Annotated in this window: 16 protein-coding genes; 10 read left to right on the forward strand and 6 right to left on the reverse strand. The window is 75.0% G+C overall.

Annotated features, from left to right (window positions below):
• The first annotated feature begins 81 nt into the window (after positions 1–81).
• The 3 genes from BLU95_RS19975 to BLU95_RS19985 all read left to right on the forward strand — a co-directional run bounded on the left by BLU95_RS19975 (position 82) and on the right by BLU95_RS19985 (position 3719).
• Positions 82–1851 (forward strand): phosphatidylglycerol lysyltransferase domain-containing protein, encoded by a 1770-nt coding sequence (locus BLU95_RS19975; protein WP_093864993.1) that lies wholly within the window; start codon positions 82–84, stop codon positions 1849–1851.
• 218 nt (positions 1852–2069) lie between these two features.
• Complete coding sequence (locus BLU95_RS42370) at positions 2070–2837, forward strand: hypothetical protein (RefSeq protein ID WP_159424951.1); 768 nt, start codon at positions 2070–2072, stop codon at positions 2835–2837.
• Between the two features lie 31 nt (positions 2838–2868).
• A protein-coding gene (locus BLU95_RS19985; protein WP_502689868.1) for an IS5 family transposase occupies positions 2869–3719 on the forward strand; the annotation gives its coding sequence in 2 pieces (ribosomal slippage) (positions 2869–3205 and positions 3205–3719; 852 coding nt in all).
• Positions 3720–3800: 81 nt separating this feature from the next.
• Here the strand turns inward: BLU95_RS19985 and BLU95_RS19990 are convergent.
• Entirely contained in the window at positions 3801–6581 is a 2781-nt protein-coding gene (locus tag BLU95_RS19990; protein ID WP_093861232.1) for an ATP-binding SpoIIE family protein phosphatase, read from the reverse strand.
• A 266-nt stretch (positions 6582–6847) separates the two neighbouring features.
• Between BLU95_RS19990 and BLU95_RS19995 the strand changes: the two genes are divergently transcribed.
• The 4 genes from BLU95_RS19995 (at position 6848) to BLU95_RS20015 (ending at position 12421) form a co-directional block, all read left to right on the forward strand.
• Positions 6848–8008: a rhodanese-like domain-containing protein gene (locus BLU95_RS19995; RefSeq protein ID WP_159424952.1), complete on the forward strand. Its 1161-nt coding sequence runs from the start codon at positions 6848–6850 to the stop codon at positions 8006–8008.
• Between the two features lie 224 nt (positions 8009–8232).
• A complete protein-coding gene (locus BLU95_RS20005) occupies positions 8233–8892 on the forward strand; it encodes a DUF5819 family protein (RefSeq protein WP_093861233.1) in 660 nt (219 codons plus the stop codon).
• Positions 8889–10268 carry an HTTM domain-containing protein gene (locus BLU95_RS42375; RefSeq protein ID WP_093861234.1) on the forward strand — a complete coding sequence of 460 codons (1380 nt, stop codon included), beginning with the start codon at positions 8889–8891 and terminating at the stop codon, positions 10266–10268. Before BLU95_RS20005 ends, BLU95_RS42375 begins: the two co-directional genes overlap by 4 nt.
• Positions 10269–10273: 5 nt before the next feature.
• A complete protein-coding gene (locus BLU95_RS20015; RefSeq protein ID WP_093861235.1) occupies positions 10274–12421 on the forward strand; it encodes an FUSC family protein in 2148 nt (715 codons plus the stop codon).
• A 109-nt stretch (positions 12422–12530) separates the two neighbouring features.
• Here the strand turns inward: BLU95_RS20015 and BLU95_RS20020 are convergent, their stop codons facing one another.
• Positions 12531–13187: a hypothetical protein gene (locus tag BLU95_RS20020; protein ID WP_093861236.1), complete on the reverse strand. Its 657-nt coding sequence runs from the start codon at positions 13185–13187 to the stop codon at positions 12531–12533.
• Between the two features lie 102 nt (positions 13188–13289).
• Between BLU95_RS20020 and BLU95_RS20025 the strand changes: the two genes are divergently transcribed.
• Together BLU95_RS20025 and BLU95_RS20030 are read left to right on the forward strand one after the other, a co-directional pair.
• Positions 13290–13940, forward strand: a complete 651-nt coding sequence (locus tag BLU95_RS20025; RefSeq protein WP_093861237.1) for a TetR/AcrR family transcriptional regulator — start codon at positions 13290–13292, stop codon at positions 13938–13940.
• Positions 13937–14704: a TrmH family RNA methyltransferase gene (locus BLU95_RS20030; protein ID WP_093864994.1), complete on the forward strand. Its 768-nt coding sequence runs from the start codon at positions 13937–13939 to the stop codon at positions 14702–14704. The genes BLU95_RS20025 and BLU95_RS20030 overlap by 4 nt, the downstream gene beginning before the upstream one ends.
• 36 nt (positions 14705–14740) lie before the next feature.
• On the opposite strand, the gene BLU95_RS20035 is transcribed toward BLU95_RS20030, so the two are convergent.
• From BLU95_RS20035 to BLU95_RS20050, 4 genes are all read right to left on the reverse strand, one after another.
• Entirely contained in the window at positions 14741–16087 is a 1347-nt protein-coding gene (locus BLU95_RS20035; RefSeq protein ID WP_093861238.1) for a peptidoglycan-binding protein, read from the reverse strand.
• A 283-nt stretch (positions 16088–16370) separates the two neighbouring features.
• The gene (locus BLU95_RS20040; RefSeq protein ID WP_093861239.1) at positions 16371–17309 is read right to left on the reverse strand and encodes a pyridoxamine 5'-phosphate oxidase family protein; all 939 of its coding nucleotides are present in this window, start codon (positions 17307–17309) and stop codon (positions 16371–16373) included.
• 118 nt (positions 17310–17427) lie between these two features.
• On the reverse strand, positions 17428–17907 hold the full coding sequence (locus tag BLU95_RS20045; RefSeq protein WP_093861240.1) for a VOC family protein: 480 nt from the start codon (positions 17905–17907) through the stop codon (positions 17428–17430).
• 200 nt (positions 17908–18107) lie between these two features.
• Entirely contained in the window at positions 18108–19136 is a 1029-nt protein-coding gene (locus tag BLU95_RS20050) for a hypothetical protein (protein ID WP_093861241.1), read from the reverse strand.
• 325 nt (positions 19137–19461) lie between these two features.
• Here BLU95_RS20050 and BLU95_RS20055 point away from each other — a divergent pair, with 325 nt between their 5' ends.
• The gene (locus tag BLU95_RS20055) at positions 19462–20028 is read left to right on the forward strand and encodes a CGNR zinc finger domain-containing protein (RefSeq protein ID WP_093861242.1); all 567 of its coding nucleotides are present in this window, start codon (positions 19462–19464) and stop codon (positions 20026–20028) included.
• Positions 20029–20113 lie beyond the last annotated feature (85 nt).

Raw genomic sequence — 20113 nt, forward strand, 5'->3', positions numbered from 1 at the left:
ATCGTTTGGAATTGAGCTGTGTCGTCCACTGTGAAGCCGGAGCCCTCCACCGCCCCCACCGGATCCGGGTCCGGTGCCCTCATGGCGCGCTGGCGTCCGCGGGCCGCGGCGGCGACCGTCTGGTACCTGCGGCTGATCGCCCTGCTGAACCTCGTGGCCGTTCTCTCGGTGCCGTTCCGGGACCAGATCGAGACGCACAACGAGGGCGAGTACTTCACCCCCTACCTGATGACCACCGGACTGAGCAGCGCGGTGCTCTCGGTCTTCCTGGCGATCGCGATGCGGCGCCGCAAGCGGGCCGCGTGGATCTTCAACACGGCGCTGGCCGGCCTGTTCGCGGTGCTCTACCTGCTCGCCATGACGCTGCCCGGCGGAGGCTTCACCAAGCACCCGCTGAACTACATCTCCACCGTGCTGACCTGCGGCTTCGTCCTGGCACTGCTGGTCGGGCGGAAGGAGTTCACCTCCAAGGGCGACAGCTCCAACCCGAAGACCGCGGCCGCCACGTTCGTGCTCGGCCTGGGCCTCGGCGGGGTGGTCGGCGCGGCCCTGGTCGCCCTCACCAACAACCTGCACGGCGCCGCCGACTTCTGGGACATGTTCCGCTACTCGGTCGGCCGGATGATCACCATCGACCCGAGCCAGCACCTGCGCTCCGTCATCGACGCGCCGACCTGGGTGAACGCGGTCATCAACACCATGGGCGCGGTGCTCTTCCTGCTGGTCCTCTACGTGGCCTTCCGCAGCCCGCGGAACACCGAGCTGCTCACCGCCGAGGACGAGGAGCGGATCCGGGGGCTGCTGGAGAAGCAGGGCGACCGGGACTCGCTGGGCTACTTCGCGCTCCGCCGGGACAAGGCGGTGATGTTCTCGCCGAGCGGCAAGGCGGCGGTCACCTACCGGGTGGTCGGCGGCGTCTCGCTGGCCTCCGGCGACCCGATCGGCGACCCCGAGGCCTGGCCCGGGGCGATCGACGCCTGGCTGTCCGAGGCCCGCGAGCACGCCTGGGCGCCGGCCGTGATGGGCGCCTCCGAGGAGGCCGGGGTGATCTACGCCCGGCACGGGCTGGACGCGCTGGAGCTGGGCGACGAGGCGATCGTCGAGCTCGACGAGTTCTCGCTGGACGGCCGGGCGATGCGGGTGGTGCGCCAGGCGTACAACCGGGTCAAGCGGGCCGGCTACACGGTGCGGATCCGCCGGCACGAGGAGATCCCCGAGTGCGAGATGGCCGAGCTGGTGGCCAAGGCCGACCAGTGGCGCGACGGCGCGACCGAGCGCGGCTTCTCGATGGCGCTGGGCCGGCTCGGCGACCCGGGCGACGGGCGCTGCGTGATGCTGGAGTGCCACGACGCCGAGGGCGAGCTGAAGGCCCTGCTCAGCTTCGTGCCGTGGGGCGCGGACGGGCTCTCGCTGGACCTCATGCGCCGGGCCAGGGACACCGAGAACGGCCTGATGGAGTTCATGGTGATCGAACTCCTGCAGCGCGCCCGTGAGGTGAACCTGGCCAGGGTCTCGCTGAACTTCGCCATGTTCCGTTCCGTTTTCGAACGGGGCTCGAAGCTCGGGGCGGGCCCGGTGCTGCGGCTCTGGCGTTCCGTTCTCGGCTTCTTCTCGCGCTGGTGGCAGATCGAATCGCTCTACCGGGCCAACGCCAAGTACCGGCCGATCTGGGAGCCGCGCTATCTGCTGTTCGAGAAGAGCAGCGAGATTCCGCGGATCGGCATCGCCAGTGCCCGGGCCGAGGGCTTCATCACCGCACCGAGCCTGCCCGCGCTGTTCCGTCGCCGGCACCAGGGGCCGTCCGGCACGGCCCCCCGGGTGGCGGCGGCGGCACAGGACGGGAAGGGGTAGCCCTCCGCCGGGGGGCGGAGGGGGCCGGGCAGCCGTCCGGGGGGATCTCATGGTTGTTTCTCCCCCTAGAGGATGACTCGGATCCGCACAATTGCCGATGTGGATTCGTTAACCGGCTTCTAATGTGGAGGTAGTCGAGAAGGCGCTTGCGCCAACGGGGATTCGGAGAACCGGTTGTGATGCGGAGGACCCACGCGGGGGGCGTGCGAAAGGGGCCGGTGGCTATTGCCAGAGAGGCCGCTGTCGCCGAGTGGGGAGCGCTGTTCGGGACGGTCCGGGAGCAGGTCGCGCGGAAGAAGTTCGCGGCCGTTCCACTGGCCACCGCGGCGACCTGTCTGATCCTGCTGTTCAGCATCGTCCAGCACCTTCCGGGCGGCGCGCAGTTCGTCACCCGGATCGGCGTGGTCAAGGCGGCGCTGCCGCTGGACGTCTCGCTGCTGCGCACGCCGCTGTCGCTGTACGTGCCGGCCCTGGACCTGCCGGTGTGGGGGGCGCTGGCACAGGTCTTCGTGGTCTTCGGCATCGCCGAGATCGTGCTCGGCCGGCGGCTCACCCTGGTGGTCGCCTACACCTGCACCCTCGCCGGGACGCTGTTCGCCCGGGTCGGGGTGGCGATCGGACCGGACCACGTCTTCGGCTTCCCGAAGTGGGTCGCCCACGTGCGGGACACCGGCCCCTCGGCCGCGGTGGTGGCGCTGGCGATCTGCATCGCGTTCCGCTGCCGGGCCTGGTTCACGGCCGGGCTGGTCGTGGCGGTGATGGTCGGCGAGGCGATCGTGCTGCCGAACCTGGCCGGGATGGAGCACGTGGTCGCGGTGATCGCGGCGCTGCTGATCGCCGTCTCGATGGAGGTGTTCGGGGACTTCTGGCCGCGGGTGCTGGCCGGGGTCGGCGCGGCGGCCGTGGTGGCGACGGCCACCGCCTCGCTGGAGGCGGCTGCGGCGGACGTCCGCCGCCGCACCCCGGCCGGCGCGGCCGTGCCCTAGGGCGTTTCTTTCCGATCATCGGATCGTTGGTCTGGTCGTGCCGTTGACTGACGCGCAGTGGGCGCGGATAGAGCCGTTGTTGCCGGACCGGACGCCGAAGCGGGGCGGGCGGTGGCGTGATCACCGTGAGGTGATCGACGCGATCGCGTGGAAGTTCCAGACCGGTTCGCAGTGGGTGCACCTGCCTGAGAAGTACGGCTCGTGGAAGGGCGCCTACACCCGGCTGCGGAACTGGGCGATCGACGGAACCTGGGAGCGGGTCTTCACCGCCCTGCTCGCGCAGGCCGACGCCGAGGGCGACCTGGACTGGGTCGTGGCGGTCGACTCCACGATCGTGCGCGCGCATCAGAACGCGGCCGGGGCCCGTCAAAAGGGGCCCCGGCCGACGAACCCGCCCACCACGCCGTCGGACGCTCCCGCGGCGGCCTGACGACGAAGATCCACCTCGCGGCGGACAGCCGCTGCCGCCCGTTGTGCTTCGTGCTCACGCCCGGCCAGGCCGGCGACGCGCCCGCGTTCGAGCACGTCATGACCGCCCTGCGCATGCCCAGGACGGTCGGACGACCGCGCACCCGGCCCCTCGTGGTCCTGGCGGACCGGGCCTACTCGTCGAGGGCCATCCGCGAACACCTGCGAAGGCGCGGCATCCGCGCGGTGATCCCACAGCCCGCCGACCAGATCGCCAACCGCAAACGCAAGGGCCGCCGAGGCGGTCGCCCCCCGGCCTTCGACCGCGAGGCCTACAAGCGGCGCAACACCGTCGAGCGGTGCATCAACCGCCTGAAGAACTGGCGCGGCCTGGCCACCCGCTACGAGAAGACCGCCACCGTCTACCGGGCCGGACTCCACATCGCAGGCATCTTCATCTGGTCCGCTCGCTGATCCAAAAGAAAGGACCTAGGGGCCGACGAGCAGGACGGACACGGGAGCCCGCGGACCGGACGGTCCGCGGGCTCCTCCGCGTCACAGCGGCAGTTCGAACCAGACGACCTTGCCGACCGCCTTGCGGGCGGTGCCCCAGCGCTCGGCCAGCTTGGTGACCAGGGTGAGGCCGCGGCCGGTCTCGCCGAGCTGTTCGGCGGGCTCCAGCGACGGCAGGTTGTGGTTGTCGTCGCTGACCTCGACCAGCAGCTTGTCCACCCGGATCAGCTGGAGCTGGACCCGGTCCCGCGCCACCCGGACGGCGTTCGTGACCAGCTCGCTGACCAGCAGGACGACGGTGTCGCCGATCGACTCCAGGTGCCAGGCGGCCAGCTGCTCGCGGACCAGGGCACGGGCCCGGCCGACCTCGCGCTGGTCGACGGTGAGGTCCCAGGTGGCGACCTCGCTCGGCGCGACCCCGTCGAAGCGGGCCACCAGCAGCGCCACGTCGTCCTTGCGGTCGTCGGAGTGCAGCCGGTCCAGCACCACGTCGCAGGCCTCCTCCGGGCTCTGCCGGGGGTCGATCAGATTGCCGCAGAGCGCGGCCAGGCCCGCTCCTATGTCACCGCCCCGGACCTCGACCAGGCCGTCGGTGCAGAGCACCAGCATCGAGCCGTCCGAGACGTCGATGGTCTTGGCGACGAACGGCACCCCGCCGACGCCGATCGGGGCGCCGGCCGGGATCTCCAGCAGCTCGCCGGTGCCGTCCGGGTGGACCAGGACCGGGGGCACGTGGCCGGCGCTGGCCAGCTCGCAGGTCCGGTTGATCGGGTCGTAGACCGCGTACAGGCAGGTGGCGAGATGGTCGTCGCCGAGCTTGTGGGCCAGGTTGTCCAGATGGCGCAGCAGCTGGCCGGGAGGCAGGTCGAGCGCGGCCAGGGTCTGCATCGCGGTGCGGAAGCGGCCCATCGCGGCGGCCGAGTGGAGGCCGTGGCCCATGACGTCGCCGACCACCAGCGCGACCCGGCTGCCGGGGAGCTGGATCGCGTCGAACCAGTCGCCGCCGACCTCGGCCCGGGAGTCGCCGGGCAGGTAGCGGTGGGCGATCTGGACGCCGGGGATCTGCGGGGGACGGGTCGGGATCATCGAGCGCTGCAGGGTGGTGGCGACCCGGGACTCGGCCCGGTGCAGCCGGGCGTTGTCGAGCGAGAGCGCGGCCCTGGCGGCCAGCTCCTTGAGGGTGGCGGCGTCGCTCTCGTCGAACGGGGCCCGGTCGGGGAGCCGGAGCAGTTTGAGGATGCCGAGCACGGTGCCGCGGGCGGAGAGCGGCACGACCAGCATCGAGCGGCCGGACACCACCGGGACGAGCTCGGGGCCGCCGAGCGCGGCGGCGTACTCGACCGCGACGTCCCGGGTGACCACCGGGACCAGGACCGGCTGGTTCAGCTGGAGGGCCATGCCGGGCGGGGTGCGCCGGGGCATGGCAACCAGCGAACCCTCGGCGAGCACGTGGTCCCACTGGCCGGCGGACTCGTTGCGGGCCAGGGCGACCCGGCGCAGCATCGTGTCGTCGTCGGGGCGGGCCGCGGGCAGCTCGGAGTCGGAGATCAGGCCGTCCACGAGGTCGACGCAGGCGAAGTCGGCGACCCGGGGGACGAGCACCCGGCACAGCTCGTGGGCGGTGAAGCCGAGATCGAGGGTGGTGCCGACCTTGCCGCCGACCTCGTTGAGCAGGGCGAGCTGCTCGCCGGCGTGGCCGTTGGTCAGGAACGGGCCGAACCGGCCGGCCGGCGGTCCGGGCGGGGGCGCGGCGGCGGGGACGGGGACGGGGACGGTGGTCGGCGGGGTCGGTGCGGTCGGCGGCGCCGGGTCGCCCGGGTGCGGCCGGTGTCCGTTGGCGGACGGGCCGACGGTGGTCTGCTCGATGGTGGTGCCTCCTCTCGGCGGGGCCGGGACGCCGCCGGCCGTGAGCTCGCCGCCGGGGCGGTCGGAGCGGGCGGCCCGGTCCGCGGCGGCCGGTGCGGCCGCGGCCTCGCGCTGGGCGGGCAGCGGAGCGGCGGGGCGGCGTCCGGGGGCGGACTGCTCGGGCGGGGCCGGCGGGCCCAGCCGGGCGGTGCGCTGCTGGGCGGTCGGGTAGCGGCGGCCGATCCCGGCCGCCGCGTGGGCGGTGCCGGCCGCCGGGTCGGCCGGGTGCAGCGGCAGCACGGTGCTCGGGTCCAGCCGCAGGGCGGGCAGTCCGCCCCGGGCGAGCGCGGCCAGCAGCGGTCCGCGGCGCTCGGCCGCGCCGGGCAGCACCGCGGCGAGCGTTCCGGGGACCGGCCGGCCGGCGGCGCCCAGCGCGGCGGAGAGCCGGTGGAAGCCGCCCAGGGCACCCGGGGCGGCGGCGAACGGCAGCAGCCGCTCGCCGAGCGCCAGCCGGGGGCCGGCGGTGCGCAGCGGGCGGGCGTCGGCGGCCAGGGCCAGCAGCCGGCCGGCCGGGCCCTCCAGCGGGTAGGCCCACCAGAGCACGTCCCGCAGGTGCTCCTCGCGGTCGACCACGGGCAGCTGCCCCGCCCAGGCGGTGCCGTCCGGGGTCAGCTCGGCGAGGGTGGTGAAGGTGTCGCGGCGGCGGCCGGTGCCGGCGGGCCCGGCCTGGCCCGGCACGCTGCGCGGCTCGGCGGCGGGCAGCAGGCCGGCGGCCGGCCGGTCGTGGACGGCCTCGGCGCGGTGTCCGAACAGCTCCTCGGCGGCCCGGCTCCACTGGGCGATCCGCCCCTCGCGGTCGACCAGCACGACGGCGAGCCGGACCAGGGCGACCACCCCCGACGGCTGGTCGCCCGGTGCGGTGCCGGGCTCCGGAGCGGTGCCCGTCGGACGCGGTGTGGAGTTTGGATCGTCCACCATGGATTCGGTCTGCTCCCGCCTGGCCGCCACGCCTGGAGACGGCCGGTTCTCCGGAGGAAGGCATGCTGTGCGGATACCAGCGAAGCACGGACCGGCCGGGACTCGATAGCGAAACGGGGAGATTCCTCGGTATCAGTTGCGTGTCACACGCCGTGCGCCCCTGCGCACTCCCCGTCCGGCCCGCAGGCCGGGCCGGGTCCGGGCGGTAGGGTCGCAGCACGGGCCCGGCCGGCCCCGCACCGGACAGCAGGAGACGGAGGCCAGAGGTGACCGCGCAGATCCCCGTCCGCTGGACGGATCCGCAGCAGGGGGAGCTGGAGGAGCGGGTCGAGGCCGCCGAACTCGCCTGGCTGACCATGGACGTCGACGTGCGGACACTGCGCGTCGAGATCGACAACTTCGCGCTGATCCACCACCAGCTGCTCGGTCCGCTCTACGCCCGGCTGGACGAGCTGGACGCGCTGCTGGCCGAGGCCGTGGCCGCCCGGACCGGGCTGCCGGACGACCTCCGGCGGGCCCACGAGGCGCGGCAGCGGGTGGACGACATGCCGGACCTGGACGCGCTGTTCGACAGCGTCCGGGCCCAGGAGGACACCCCGCCGCCGCCCGCGCCGGTCCGGGTCCGTCCCGGCCGGGACGCCCAGCGGATCTACCGCGAGCTGGTGCGCCGGGCCCACCCCGACCTGTCCACCGACCCGGCCGAGCAGGAACGCCGGGCGGCGTTCCTGGCCCGGGTCAACGAGGCCTACGCGTACGGCGACACCGGCGCCCTGGAGGCGCTGTCCGCCGAGTGGTCCACCGCGCCCGAGGCCGCGCCCGCGACCGACTCCCCCGGCCGGCTCGGCTGGCTGCGCCGTCGGCTGGAGTGGCTGACCGGGCGGATCAGCGAGCTGGCCGCGGAGCAGGTCCGGCTGGAGCGCAGTGCGATGGGCGAGCTGCTGGCCCTGGCCCCGCAGGACCCGGACGGGCTGCTGGCCGAGCTGGCCGAGCAGCTGCTGGCCAGGGCCGCCGCGCAGCAGGCCGAGCTGGAAGGGCTGCTCGGCGGCCGTCCGGTGGGGGAGAATGGCGGCGCCGATCCCGAAGCCCAGGAGAACCAGACGATGTTCGCGCAGATCCCCACCATCGACGCCGCCGCCGTGCCCGCCGACGCCGCCCTGCTGGACGTCCGGGAGCAGGACGAATGGGACGCCGGACACGTGGCGGGCGCCCTGCACATCCCGATCGGCGAGGTCGTCGCCCGGCTCGGCGAGCTGCCGGAGGAGAAGCTCTACGTGCTCTGCCGGGTCGGCGGGCGCTCCGCGCAGGTCGTCCAGTACCTGGTGCAGAACGGCCGGGAGGCGGTCAACGTGGACGGCGGCATGTACGCCTGGGACGGTGCCGGGCGCCCGATGGTGAGCACCGGCGGGCAGGACGCCTTCGTCCTCTGAGGCAGGTCCCGGAGCACGATCCGGAGCCACGACCCGGGCCGGGTCCTGGACCAGGACCCGGGCCATGCCTCGGACCAGGCCTTGAACCATGTCTTGGACCAGGTTCCGGGCCGGGTCCCGGGGAAGGGACGACCGGGGGGATCCGTCCGCCCCGGGGAGTAGGGCAGGATGGGCGCGCGACCGGGCCGGCGCGGTGCCGGCCCCACCCGTCCCCGGGGGAGTTCATGGCCGAGAGCACGGACCCGCCGCCCGTCCGCCGGCCCTGGTCGGCGCCCGCGCGGGTCGTCCTGGGCGCGGCCGGAGCCCTGCTGACCGGTGCCACCGGGCTCTTCCTCGGCGCGGTCTTCCTGCACGTGGCGCCCGCCAATTCACTGTCCCGGGAGTACCGGGAGCAGGTGGACGGCCTGATCTATCCGGAGTTCGAGCAGAACTGGAAGCTGTTCGCGCCCAATCCGCTGCAGCAGAACGTCGCCGTGGACGCCCGGGTGCGGACCGAATCGCCGGACGGGGAGGCGCGGATCCACGAGTGGGTCGGGCTGACCGCTCAGGACATCGCCGCGATCCGGGGCAATCCGGCGCCCAGCCACGCGGACCAGAACCTGCTGCGGCGCGCGTGGGACTTCTACGACGGTTCGCACAGCGCCCAGGACGAGTCGGCGACCAATCCGCGCGGCACGCTCGCCGAGGAGTACCTGAAGCGGATCGCGGTGCAGCGGATCGGCCCGAGCGTGGACGGGCGGCCGGTGGTGGCGGTCGAGCTGCGGGTGACCAGTACGACGGTCGCGCCGCCGGCGTGGAGCGGGGAGGCGGCGCCCGGCGCGCCGAAGGTGCGGGAGCTGCCCTGGTGGCCGGTGAAGGCCGGGGACCTGCGGGGGCTCCGGTGAGCGCGGCGGTGCCCGGCGGACCGGGCGACACGACCGGCGTGACCGACCCGGCCGGGGGCGTCGAGGTGGCCGGTACGGCCGGGGTCGTTGACGCGACCGGTTCGGCCGGGGGCGTCGGTCCGGCCGGGGCGGTCGATGCGGCCGGGGACGCGGCCGACGCGGCGGTGGCGGCGGCGGTGGTGGCCGGGATCCCCCGGCAGCCCGGCCCGGAGACGGCCGGCCCGCCCGCCGGCGTCCGTCGGGCCGGGCCGGCCGGGCTCGCCGGGCGGGCGGTCGCGGTGTTCACCGGGCGGGTGCTCGGGCGGTACCAGGCGGCGACGGTGCGGATCGGCTTCGGGCTGGTCTGGCTGGCGTACCTGCTGCGGGAGTGGCCCAACCGGCGGCTGCTGTACGGCGACACCTCGCCCTGGTCGGCCGACCTGGCCCAGCGGCTGCTGGCCGACAACGGGGCGCTGACCGTGCTGCCCTGGTTCGGCGGTCGGCTCTGGTTCGAGCTGGTCTACCACCTGGCGGTGCTGGCCGCGCTGGCCGTCCTGCTCGGCTGGCGGACCAGGGCGAGCACGGTGCTGTTCCTGGTCACCGTGCTGTCGCTGCAGAACCGCAATGTCTTCCTGGGCGACGGCGGCGACAACATCGTCCACCTGATGGCGGTCTACCTGGTCTTCACCCGGTGCGCCGAGGTGTGGTCGCTGGACGCCCGCCGGGGCGGCTCCGGGCGCGGCGGGGTGCCGCTCTGGACGCTGCTCGGCGTGCTGCTGCTGGTCTGTCAGCTGGGCGGCTTCGCCGGGACCAGCCTGGCCTGGACCACCCCGGGGTTCCCGTACGTCGGCTGGGCGCCGCTGTTCTGGGGGCTGTGGGCGGTGGCCGGGCTGTGGTGGCTGGCCGGCCGGCTGGCGCCGGAGGGCGAGACCCGGGCGGTGCTGGACGCGCTGGCGACCATGGTGCACAACTGCGCGATGCTGGTGATCGCCGTCGAGGTGGTGCTGATCTACGCCACGGCCGGCTGGTACAAGGTGCAGGGCTCGCGCTGGCAGGACGGCACCGCGCTGTACTACCCGCTGCACCTGGACTACTTCACCCCCTGGCCGGGCCTGTCGGGGCTGGTCGGCGGGGCGCTGCTGCCGGTGTTCCTGATCTCCTACGGGACGGTGCTGCTCCAGGTCGGCTTCCCGTTCACGCTGGTCGACCGGAGGGTCAAGAACGCGCTGCTGGTGGTGATGATGGCCGAGCACGTCGGGATCGCCGTCCTGCTCGGGCTGCCGGTGTTCTCGCTGGCGATGATCGCGGCGGACGCGGTCTTCCTGCCGACGGCGGCGCTGTGCTGGGTCGGGGCGCGGGTCGCGCGGATCCGGCCGCGGAGGGCAGCACTAAGCTGACCGTTATGTCCTGGTTCGCCGCACTTCGAGACACCGCGCGAACCGGACTGACCGTCGACCGGGCGCTCACCGATCCCAAACGGGCGGTGCGCGGGGCGGTCGCCGTCGCCCTGGTGCTCTTCCCGACCCTGGCCCTCGGCGGCGCCCGGCTCGCCACCTCGGCGGCGATGGGCGCCTTCATCGCCGGCACCGCGACCTTCCAGCGCAGCTTCCGCCCCCGCGCCACCCTCGCCGTCGCCGCCGGTACCGGACTCGGCGTCAGCACCTTCCTCGGCTACCTCGCGGTCGGAGTGCCCGGGGCCTTCCCCGTCCTGCTCGCCGTCTGGGCCTTCGGCGCCGGACTCGCCTGGGCCGTCGGACCGACCGCCGGAATCGTCGCCGCCAACACCCTCTCGGTGATGCTGATCGTGGTCCAGCTGCCCGTCAGCCCGCTCACCGCGCTCGGCCACGGACTGGTCTGCGCGCTCGGCGGCGTCGTCCAGGCCCTGGTCATCACCGTCTGGCCGATCGGCAGCTGGACCGCCCAGCGCGAGGCGCTCGCCGACACCTACGCCGAACTCGCCGACTACGCCCGGCGGCTGCGCCAGGACCCGACCGCGCACATCGACCCGGCACCGTTCATGACGGCCCGGCACGCCGCCGCGCTCACCCCCTGGCAGGACCGCAACCGCCCGCCCGAGCTGCGCGGCCTGCGCGGCCTCGCCGAACGCATCAGGCCCACCCTGGCGGCCATCGCCGACCCCAAGGTCGGCGCCCCCGCGGAGGGCCCCGAACGCGACCGGGCCCGCGAGGTCCTGGCGGCCGCCGCCGAGGCGATGGACGCCCTGGCCCGGGCGATCCGCACCGGCGACCCGCTCCGGCTGCCCTCCTCCGCCCCGGCCCTCACCCTCGTCGCCCGGACCGAGGGACCGGAACTGCGCGGCGCCGCCCGCCGCGCCGCGCGCCGGCTGGCCGGGCTGCTCCGCGGCGCCGCCGACGCGCTCGACCGGGGCGCCGAGGACACCATCGACACCCCCGTCGTCCAGCCCGGCGGGACGCTGCGCAAACCGCCGCTGATCCGGATGCTGCCGACGGCGCTGCGCGCGGTGCGGCGGCAGTTCCGGCCGCACTCGGCCGTCTTCCAGCACGCCGTCCGGCTGGCCGGAGTGGTCACCGCGGCCTATCTGCTGGCCCGGCTGGTCGGTTTCGAACACGGCTACTGGGCGCCGATGACCGCCGCCATGGTGATGCGCCCGGACTTCGCCCAGACCTACAGCCGGGGCGTGGCCCGGCTGGCCGGGACGGCGGTCGGGGTCGCGGTCTCCACCCTGGTGGTGCAGCTGGCGCGGCCCGGCGAGTGGGTGCTGGCCGCACTCGCCGTGCTCTCGATCGGCGGCGCCTATCTGGCCTTCCGCACCGGCTACGCCGTGGTCACCGCCTGCATCTCCTCCTACGCCGTCTTCCTGCTCGGACTCCAGGAGGGGAACCCGCTGGTCACCGCCGTCGAACGGGTCGGCCTCACGCTGCTCGGCGGGTCGCTGGCCCTGTTCGTCTACGCGCTCTTCCCGACCTGGCAGACGGCCAGGCTCGGCGAGCGGCTGGCCGAGTGGCTGGCCGCCGCCGGTCGGTACACGGCCGAGGTGATCGCCGTCTACGAACGGCCGGCCGCCCCGCGCGGGCGGGAGGTGCGCGGGGCGCTGCTGGACTCCCGGGAGGCGCGCTCGGAACTGCTCCAGGCGATGCAGCGGGCCGACGCCGAACCCGGTCGGCACGCCTCCGGCCTGCCCGGGGTCAGCCGCCGCCAGCTCGACCGGGCCCGGGCGGCGGTCGGCCACCTCGGACGGGTCGCCGTCCTGCTGGAGGCACACCTGCCCGGGCCCGACGCCGAGCCGGTGCCGGGGGCGGCCGAGTTCGCCGAGGAACTGCGGCTGGCCACCGCGCTCTCGGCGGGCGCGCTGCTGACCGGGCAGCCGGTGGACTTCGGCGCCGTCCGGGAGGCCCAGGAGCGGCTGGAGCGGCGGCTCTCCGACGCGCCGCCCGGGGTGCAGCGGGACGTGGTGCGGGCCGGGACCAGACTGCTGCTGCAGGCGCTGAAGGACCTGGAACGGGCGCTGCGGGCCGGCGGTACGGCGGGAGCCGCCGGGCGGCGCGAGCCGGAGCCGACAGGACGTTAGGCCGGGATCCGGACGACGCCGGGCGGTCGGCGTGGTCCGGGCCGGGTCCGGGGCGGCCGGACCGGGCCCGGCCCGGACCGGCCAGGGGCCGGCCCGTGCCGCCCCGCCGTCAGGAGGCTGCCGCCGCCGCCTCCAGCCAGTTGGCGAACTCGCACGCGAAGTGCCACTGATGACCGGTCGACAGCTCGACCGGGGCCGCCGCCGGGAACTCGACGGTGAGCCGGATCCGCAGCCCCCGGGGGGAGTCGGCGAACTCGTGCATCACCCGCAGCACCTCGGAGCCGTCCGCGAGGTGGCCGGTGCCACCGATCCGGACCGGGTACTCCGGGGTCGCCGGGGTGGGGTGGAAACGGAGGTGGAAGCGGAGCGGCCCGGCGCCGACCGTCTCGATGATCTCGACCGTTCCACCGGTGGAGTCGGCCAGGTAGTGCTCCGGGTTGGCGGCCAGCAGGGCGGCCCGGTCGCCGGCCCGCAGCCGGCCCTGCCACCAGGCGAGGAAGGTCCCGGCGTCGATGCCGGTGGCGGTCAGCTCGGTGACGGCCGCACGCCACCGGCCGCCGGAGAGCCGCAGCCAGTCGGCCGTCGCGGCGCCGGTCGCGGCGGTGTCGGCGGCGAGCAGCTCGCGGACGCGGTCGTCGCCGAGGCGCTGCTTGAGCAGTCGCAGGGCGGCCCGGGAACGGTCCAGCTCCCAGGCGAGGGCGGCCGGGCGGTCGTACCCGGTGCCGTCGATGTCGATGTGGATGGCCGGCGGTGAGGTGGTCGTCATGGCGTCGCTCCTCGAAGGGGTGCCCCGCTAAGCGGAGAGAATTTCTCCGTCTCGCTGGACGGTAGCATAGGAGGAGAAAATTCCTCCGGTTAAGGGCTGGCGATGAGAGCGGACGCGGAACGCAGTCGACGCAGGATCCTGGACGCGGCCTGCGAAGTGTTCCTGGAACGCGGCCCCGACGCCCCGCTGGACGCGGTGGTCCGCCGCGCCGGCGTCGGCCCCGGCACCCTCTACCGGCGCTTCCCCGACCGGGAGGCCCTCGTCCGGGCCCTCGTCACCGACCTGCTCACCCGGCTCGCCGCGGCCGCCGACCGGGCCCGGGAGGACGAGCCGGACCCGTACCGCGCGCTGCGCCGCTTCGTGCACGCCGCCGCCGACCTGCGGATGGGAGCGGCGATCGTCGTGCTGCTCGAACGGCTGGTCGTCGACGGGGAACTGGCCACCGCCCGCTCCCGCGCGGTCACGGCGGCCGGAGAACTGCTGCGCGCCGCCCAGGACGCCGGCCGACTCCGCGCGGACGTCGGCACGGGCGACCTGGTGCTGCTCTGCGTCCGCGTCTCCCGCCCGCTCCCGGGCGGTCTGGCCGCACTCGACGCCGACGGCACACTCGTCCACCGGCACCTGGACCTCGCCCTGGCCGGGCTGCGGCCCGGAGCGCCCGAGGAGGACAGCGGCGAACCGCTCACCTTCGACCAGGTCATCACCGCCGCCGGCCAGCCGGGCGAACCCGAGGTGGCAGAGTGGGCGGGATGAACGAGGAACAGCTGCGCGCCTGGCGGACCGGCGCCGAGGAGCCGGGCGCCGTCCTGCTGGACGGCTTCCACCCGCTGAAGCACGCACTGCGGTTCGGCGGTGCCGTCCGGCAGGTGCTGACCGCCGACCGGGCCGCACTGCTGGCACTCGCCGCCGAACTGGCCCCGGACGTCGCCCCCGCGCTGGACGCGCTGGCCGTCGAACTACCGGAGGCCGCGCTGCGCACCCTCGCACCCCGGCTGAGCCCCACCGGGGTGGTCGCCCTGGCCGTGCGCCCCACCAGCGCGGCCAACCGCGCCGCGCTGGCCGTCCGGCCCCGGTCGGCGCCCGTCGTGCTGCTGGAGAACCCCCGCAACCTGGGCAACGTGGGCGCCGTCATCCGGCTGGCCGCCGGCTTCGGCGCGGCCGGCGTGGTCACCACCGGCGAACTCGACCCGTGGCACCCCGCCGTGCTCCGCGGCAGCGCCGGCCTGCACTTCGCCACCGCCGTCGAGCGGCTGACCCTGCCGGAACTGCCGGCCGGTCCGCTCCACGTACTGGACCCCGAGGGCACCGACATCCGGGAGACGGCCTTCCCGGACGACGCGGTGCTCGCCTTCGGCACCGAGCGGCACGGCGTCTCGGCGGAGCTGCGGGCCCGGGCCGACCGGCTGGTCGCGGTGCCGATGCGGCCCGGGGTCTCCAGCTTCAACCTGGCGACCAGCGTGGCGATGGGGCTGTTCCACTGGATGTCGGGGCGCCCGCCCGGCGCCGGCGGCGTCTGACCGGCCGTCCCCCGCCCGGCACGGGAGCCGGGCGGGTCAGGAGAACAGCAGCCGCCAGGTGTCCGGCCCGGGGTAGCCGTCCGCCTCCGCGCCGCTCCACCCCAGGGACTCCTGGAACGCCCGGACAGCGCTCCGGTCGGCCTCCGTCCAGCGCGGTCCCGGGCCCTCGGCGTAGGCGTCGCCGAAGCCCCTGCGGACCAACCGGGCGCCCAGCCGCTCGACCTCCTCGCCCACCGCGCCCGGGCCGAAGGCGCCGAGGCCGGGGAAGGCCGGCGGGACGCCGTCCGGCGAGGAGGCGGGCGGCGCGGGCGGCGCGGGCGGCGGCGGGGGGAGCGGGGCGGCGCCGTCGATGTTCCGGCCCTTGCCGTTCACCAGGTAGTCCCAGGTGTCCTTGCCCGGGACCCCGTCCGCCTCGGCGCCCCGCCAGCCCTGCGCGAGCTGGAACGCCTCGGTGGCCCGCCGGTCCGACTCGCTCCAGCGCGGCCCCGGCCCCTCGGTGTAGAACCGGCCCCCGCCGCGTCGCACCAGCATCTCGCCGAGCCTGGTGACATAGGCGTTGTCCGCTCCCGGCCCGAACTTGTCCGCCCCCGGGAACGCCGCGGCCCCGGCACTGTCACTGCTGTTCCCGCCCGTGGTCAGACCCTTGTAGCGGTAGGGGACGTAGGTGGCCGAGTTGGACCAGTAGGCGTACGGGGTCGCGCGCCTGGTCGCCCCCGGGGACGTCTGCTCGTACGCCAGGTAGCGGGTGCGGGTGGAGTCCGTCCAGCCGCCGAAGACGGTGACGTGCGAACCGCTCCGCGGGCTGGCCGGATCGTTGTGGATCAGGACGTCACCGGGCTGGAGCTCGGCCTTGGTGATCCGCTCGGCGAAGTTCGTCAGGGTCCAGGTGGTCTGGCTGCTCCCGAGCCCCCACGCCATCGAGACGAAGCCGGAGCAGTCCTGGCGGTACCCGTCCGACCAGTAGCGGCTCATGCTGTACGGGACCTTCTGGTCGACCCAGCGCTGCGCCCGTTCGATGATCGCGGCCCGGGTGACCGGCTGGGCGTCGGCGGTCCGGTCGTCGGCGGCGCTCTGACCGTAGAGGCCGCCGACCTCGCCCTGCGGGGTGTCGCCGCGGGGGGTGGACGGGCCGCCGGGGGTCGGGGCCGGGGCGGGCGCCGCGGTGGCGGCCCCGGCCGTGCCGCCGAGCGCGGTGCCGACGGCGGCCAGCAGGACGGCGGCCCGGCGGCGGACGCTGCGGGCCGCGGCGTGGCCGCCCTCGTGCACCGGTGCGGCGTGCAGCCGGGCGCGCCGGCGGGCGCCGCAGCCCCCGCATATGCAGTCCTCGTCCGGTTCGACCTCGTCGAACCGGAGCAACGGGGCCGTTCGGCCGGTTGTGGTCATGCTCCGCCTCCTTCTCCTGGGGAGGGAGGTGTCCGTCGGGCCGCTGACGGCGCGACAGCACGGTCCTCTTCCAGCCTCTTCCAGGGCGACACGGGGTGTCGTCCGGACAAAAGTCCCAAAGCTGACACCTGGTCGGCGCGGTGGGCTGCTCCGCGCGGGTGACGGTCGCCGGGGATCCCGGGCGTGGCGCGGAGAGGGCGTGCTGTCGGCGCGGGGTGCGGGCCCGGTGGTCCGCCGGGCGTCGTGGCGGGCCGGGTTGGCGGTCCGTCGGTCCGCCTGTCCGTCAGCTGACGGGGCGTGCGGAGGCGGGCGGATTGGCGGGCGAGTACTCGGGTTCGCTCCAGCTCAGCGGGGTGGCGTCGGCCAGTTCGACGACGCCGGTGACGGTCAGGTCGACCACCCGTTCGGCGCCCGGCAGGCCGGCGGCGGCGGGGCCGGACCAGACCGTCCTGGCCTCGCCGGTGATCAGCAGGGCGCCGCCGGTCTCCCAGTCCGGGACGAGCAGTCCGGCCCGCGGGTCGAACTCCAGGTTGCCGAGGGTCATGAACATGTTGTTGCCCGGGTAGTCGGGCCAGCGCAGCCGGTCCGGACCGAGGACCCGCAGGAAGCCCGGGTTGCCGCCGCGGTGCGAGGCGTCCGTCCGGCCGTCCGGGCCGGCGGTGGCGACGAAGAAGGTGTCGGCGGTGCTCACCAGCAGTTGCTGGGCGGTGCTCAGCAACGGACCGGCCGCCACCCGGCGCGGGGCGCCGGCCCCGGGGCGGTCAACCGGGTGGCGGCGCTGGATGTACTTCGGGCAGTTGGCGTAGACCTGCTCGGCGGTGATCACCAGCCCGCCCCGGCCGTCCGGCGCGGAGCGGCCGTTGACCCGCATCCGGCGCCGGGCGGCCGGGTCCAGGGCCACGGTGCCGACCTCGGCGGGGCGGGCCAGGGCGGCGGCCAGCGGGTCGTCCCCGGCCGGGTGGGCGGCCACCGTGACCGTCCGTTCGTCGGGGGCCCGCAGGAAGCCGGCCGGTCCGCCGAGCTGGGTGGCCCAGAGCCGGCCGTCGGTGTCGGCCGCGCCGACCACCAGCATCCGCCGCTCGGTCAGGAAGCGGGCGGCGACGGCGGGGACGGTACTGCCGACGGCGCGGCCGGAGTGGTCGGCCCGGTCGGTGCGGCCGGCCCGGGCCTGCACGGCCCGTTCGCCGGGGTGGTAGGGGGTGTCGGTGCCGGTGCCGGTCATGACGGGTGCCTCCCTCGGGATCGGGCGGTACGGCCTGGCGGTGTTCGCGGAACTCTTTGCGAAGTGGCACTTTGCAAACACCTGTGGGGACTTTGCAAAGTGGCACTTTGCAAAGTTTCTAGAAGAACCCGCAGGTCGGGGCGGTGGCGGTGGGGGCCTCGGCGCCGGTTCCGTCGACGCCCGCCGGGGTGTAGATCTCCAGCCGGATGCCGTCGGGGTCGGTGAAGAAGATCCCGCCGGAGGCGGCCCCCTCGCGGTGCGGGACGACGCCGTCGTAGGCGAAGGAGGCGCCCAGCTCGCGCAGCAGGGCCTCGGCGGCGCGGACCTCGTCGAGCGAGTCGACCTGGAAGGAGAGGTGGTGCAGCCCGGGGGCGGCGGTGGCGAAGGTGCCCTCGCTCTGCTGCCAGAGGGTGAGCACCGGGCGGCCGTCGCGGCCGAGGAAGGTGTAGCGGTGCTCCGGGTCGGTGCCCTCCGCGACCGGCTCCAGTCCGAGGACGCGCCGGTAGAAGGCGGTGGAGCGGTCGAGGTCGGTGACGTTCAGGCCCACGTGGCCGGTCTGCAGGGTGCTGGTGATGGCGCTGGTGCTGGTGCCGGACATGCCTGATCACTCCCGTGGCCAGGGCGCCCCGAGGCGCCGCTGTCTAACCGTTATTAGCGACCATAGGGGTTAGTCTTGAGAGAGGTCAACCGGTTCGGGTGGTTTCAATGGTTAGAAATTCCGGGCATGGCTATGCCATGACAAATACGGGAGAACCGGGTGTCGAGGAGCGGGCGCGGGGGCGCCGGGCCGGGGTGCGGCTACTCCCACTCCCACCGGGCGCCGATGTGGCCCGGCTGCTGGTCGGGGGCGAGGATCTGGGCACTGGCCGAGGCGCCGATCCAGAGCTGCTCGCGACGGCGGTCGACGTCGGCGCCCGGGTCGCGGTCGTAGCGCTCGCAGTGCACCGGCACGGTCGCCGGGTCGAAGTGGACCTGGAGCACGTACTCGCGCACCGGGGTGGCGAAGCGGCGGCTGTACTCCGTCGTCTCGGCGCCGCCGGAGGGGATCTCGACCTCGTACTCGAAGACCGTGCTGTCGCCGAGGCCCAGCGGGCGGTCCAGCATCACCTCGCCGACGATCAGGCCGGTGTCCGGGCGGCGGCGCACCCGGCCGAGCCGGCCGTGCCGGACGCCGGTGATCTCCGGACAGCCGGTCGCCTCCTCGTCGGCCTTGTGCACCACCAGGCAGCGGGTCACCCCGGACACCGTGGCGCGGACCACCTGGCGCATCCGCAGCAGGTTGCCGCGCCGGTCGGCGTCCACGAAGTACGAGTCGTGGACCGAGAGCCGCTCCAGCTCGCCGGCCGGTGGGGCGTCCAGTTCGGCGAAGACGTCGGCGATCTGCTGCTCGCCCGGCCAGACGTCCTCCAGCCGCAGGTGGCTGGCGCCGGCACTGGCCGCCCAGCGGCCGCGCGGACGCGGCGGGCCGAGCAGCGCGGACAGCGTGGAGTGCGGCAGGCCGAGGAGTTCCTCCAGCAGGTGGACGGCGCGCAGCGAGCTGGCCCGCTCGGGCTGGCTGCGCCCGCGCCGCCAGTAACTCAGCGTCGTGACACTGACCCTGACGCCGCGTTGGGCCAGGGCGGCGCGGATCCGGTCCAGGCTGAGGCCGCTGGCCTCGATCGCGACGTGCAGGGTGTCGGCGAAGCCGCCGGTCGGGCTGGGGCGTCCCGGCGTCGGCGCGGGCGACAGCGGGGGTGCGGGCGCGGGCGGCCCGGGTGCGGGCGCGGCCGTGGCAGGGTGCGGCCCGACCAGTCTGAGCCGGGCGTCCTGGGGATGCTGTGAGGCCATGTGGTTACCTTCCCCACCGAGCGGGTGCGGCAGACCCGGAGCGGCGCCGGAACGCGCCGTCAACGGCCTCGCCGAGCTGTGGGGAACCCTATGCACGGTCGAGAGGCTACGTCATCAGTCGTGCGTATGACAGTGGTCACGGGCGGTGCACCGCCAGGTTAGCGATCTTGAAACAGTGCGGAAACACACGGACCTCCTCCGGGCCGGGTGGTGCGTTCCGGACCGGTGGCGGCAGGTTCCGGCCACGGGTCCCGGGGCGGGGGCCCGACGTAGACTCGGGGACCGGCCTGGGGCGAGGGAACCGGCCGAGAGCGAGGGAGCGCCGATGACCGAGCGGACAGCAGACCCGCGGGACCCGCGCCCGCTGCTCGGCGAGCCGCTCGCGCTCGACCTGCTGAACACGCGGTGGGCCGGCGAGCCGGTGAACGATCTGCTCGACGGGCCGGACGGCTTCGCGATCTGGCTCTCCACGGCCGGGCTGGCCGGTCGCTGCCCGGCGGACGACGCGGGGCTCGCCGCCCTGCGGGAGGCCCGGGAGGCGCTCCGGGCGGCCGTCCGGGAGCTGGACGCGGGCGGGCTGCCCGGGGCCGGGTCGCTGGCCGGGCTGGACGCGGTGCTGCGGCACGGGCGGATCCGGCGGGAGGCCTCGGCGGCCGGGCCGGTGGACCGGGTCGAGGTGGACGAGCCGCGGTGGCTGGCCGCCTGGCTGGCGGTGGACGACTTCCTGGGGCTGCTGGCGCAGGGGCCGGCGCGGATCAAGAAGTGCGCGCACGAGGCGTGCATCCTGCACTTCTTCGACACCTCGCAGAACGGCCGGCGCCGCTGGTGCCGGATGGCCGTGTGCGGGAACCGGGCCAAGGCGGCCCGCCACTACGAGAAGGTGCGGCCGTAGCCCCGTAGCCCCGTAGCCCCGTAGTCCGTGGCCCGGCACCGGGCCGGCGGGCCGGGTGCCGGGCCACGGGCGGGCCCGGGAGGGC

It is taken from the genome of Streptomyces sp. TLI_053 (assembly GCF_900105395.1).
Taxonomy (GTDB): Bacteria; Actinomycetota; Actinomycetes; order Streptomycetales; family Streptomycetaceae; genus Kitasatospora.

What these genes read in the sequence shown, in the direction of transcription:
- BLU95_RS20030 (WP_093864994.1), top strand. Translation starts at nt 13,937, where the DNA reads ATGAACGAGGAACAGCTGCGCGCCTGGCGGACCGGCGCCGAGGAGCCG.
- BLU95_RS20025 (WP_093861237.1), top strand. Translation starts at nt 13,290, where the DNA reads ATGAGAGCGGACGCGGAACGCAGTCGACGCAGGATCCTGGACGCGGCC.
- BLU95_RS20040 (WP_093861239.1), bottom strand. Translation starts at nt 17,309, where the DNA reads ATGACCGGCACCGGCACCGACACCCCCTACCACCCCGGCGAACGGGCC.
- BLU95_RS20005 (WP_093861233.1), top strand. Translation starts at nt 8,233, where the DNA reads ATGGCCGAGAGCACGGACCCGCCGCCCGTCCGCCGGCCCTGGTCGGCG.
- BLU95_RS19975 (WP_093864993.1), top strand. Translation starts at nt 82, where the DNA reads ATGGCGCGCTGGCGTCCGCGGGCCGCGGCGGCGACCGTCTGGTACCTG.
- BLU95_RS20015 (WP_093861235.1), top strand. Translation starts at nt 10,274, where the DNA reads ATGTCCTGGTTCGCCGCACTTCGAGACACCGCGCGAACCGGACTGACC.
- BLU95_RS19990 (WP_093861232.1), bottom strand. Translation starts at nt 6,581, where the DNA reads ATGGTGGACGATCCAAACTCCACACCGCGTCCGACGGGCACCGCTCCG.
- BLU95_RS20055 (WP_093861242.1), top strand. Translation starts at nt 19,462, where the DNA reads ATGACCGAGCGGACAGCAGACCCGCGGGACCCGCGCCCGCTGCTCGGC.
- BLU95_RS20045 (WP_093861240.1), bottom strand. Translation starts at nt 17,907, where the DNA reads ATGTCCGGCACCAGCACCAGCGCCATCACCAGCACCCTGCAGACCGGC.
- BLU95_RS20035 (WP_093861238.1), bottom strand. Translation starts at nt 16,087, where the DNA reads ATGACCACAACCGGCCGAACGGCCCCGTTGCTCCGGTTCGACGAGGTC.
- BLU95_RS20020 (WP_093861236.1), bottom strand. Translation starts at nt 13,187, where the DNA reads ATGACGACCACCTCACCGCCGGCCATCCACATCGACATCGACGGCACC.
- BLU95_RS20050 (WP_093861241.1), bottom strand. Translation starts at nt 19,136, where the DNA reads ATGGCCTCACAGCATCCCCAGGACGCCCGGCTCAGACTGGTCGGGCCG.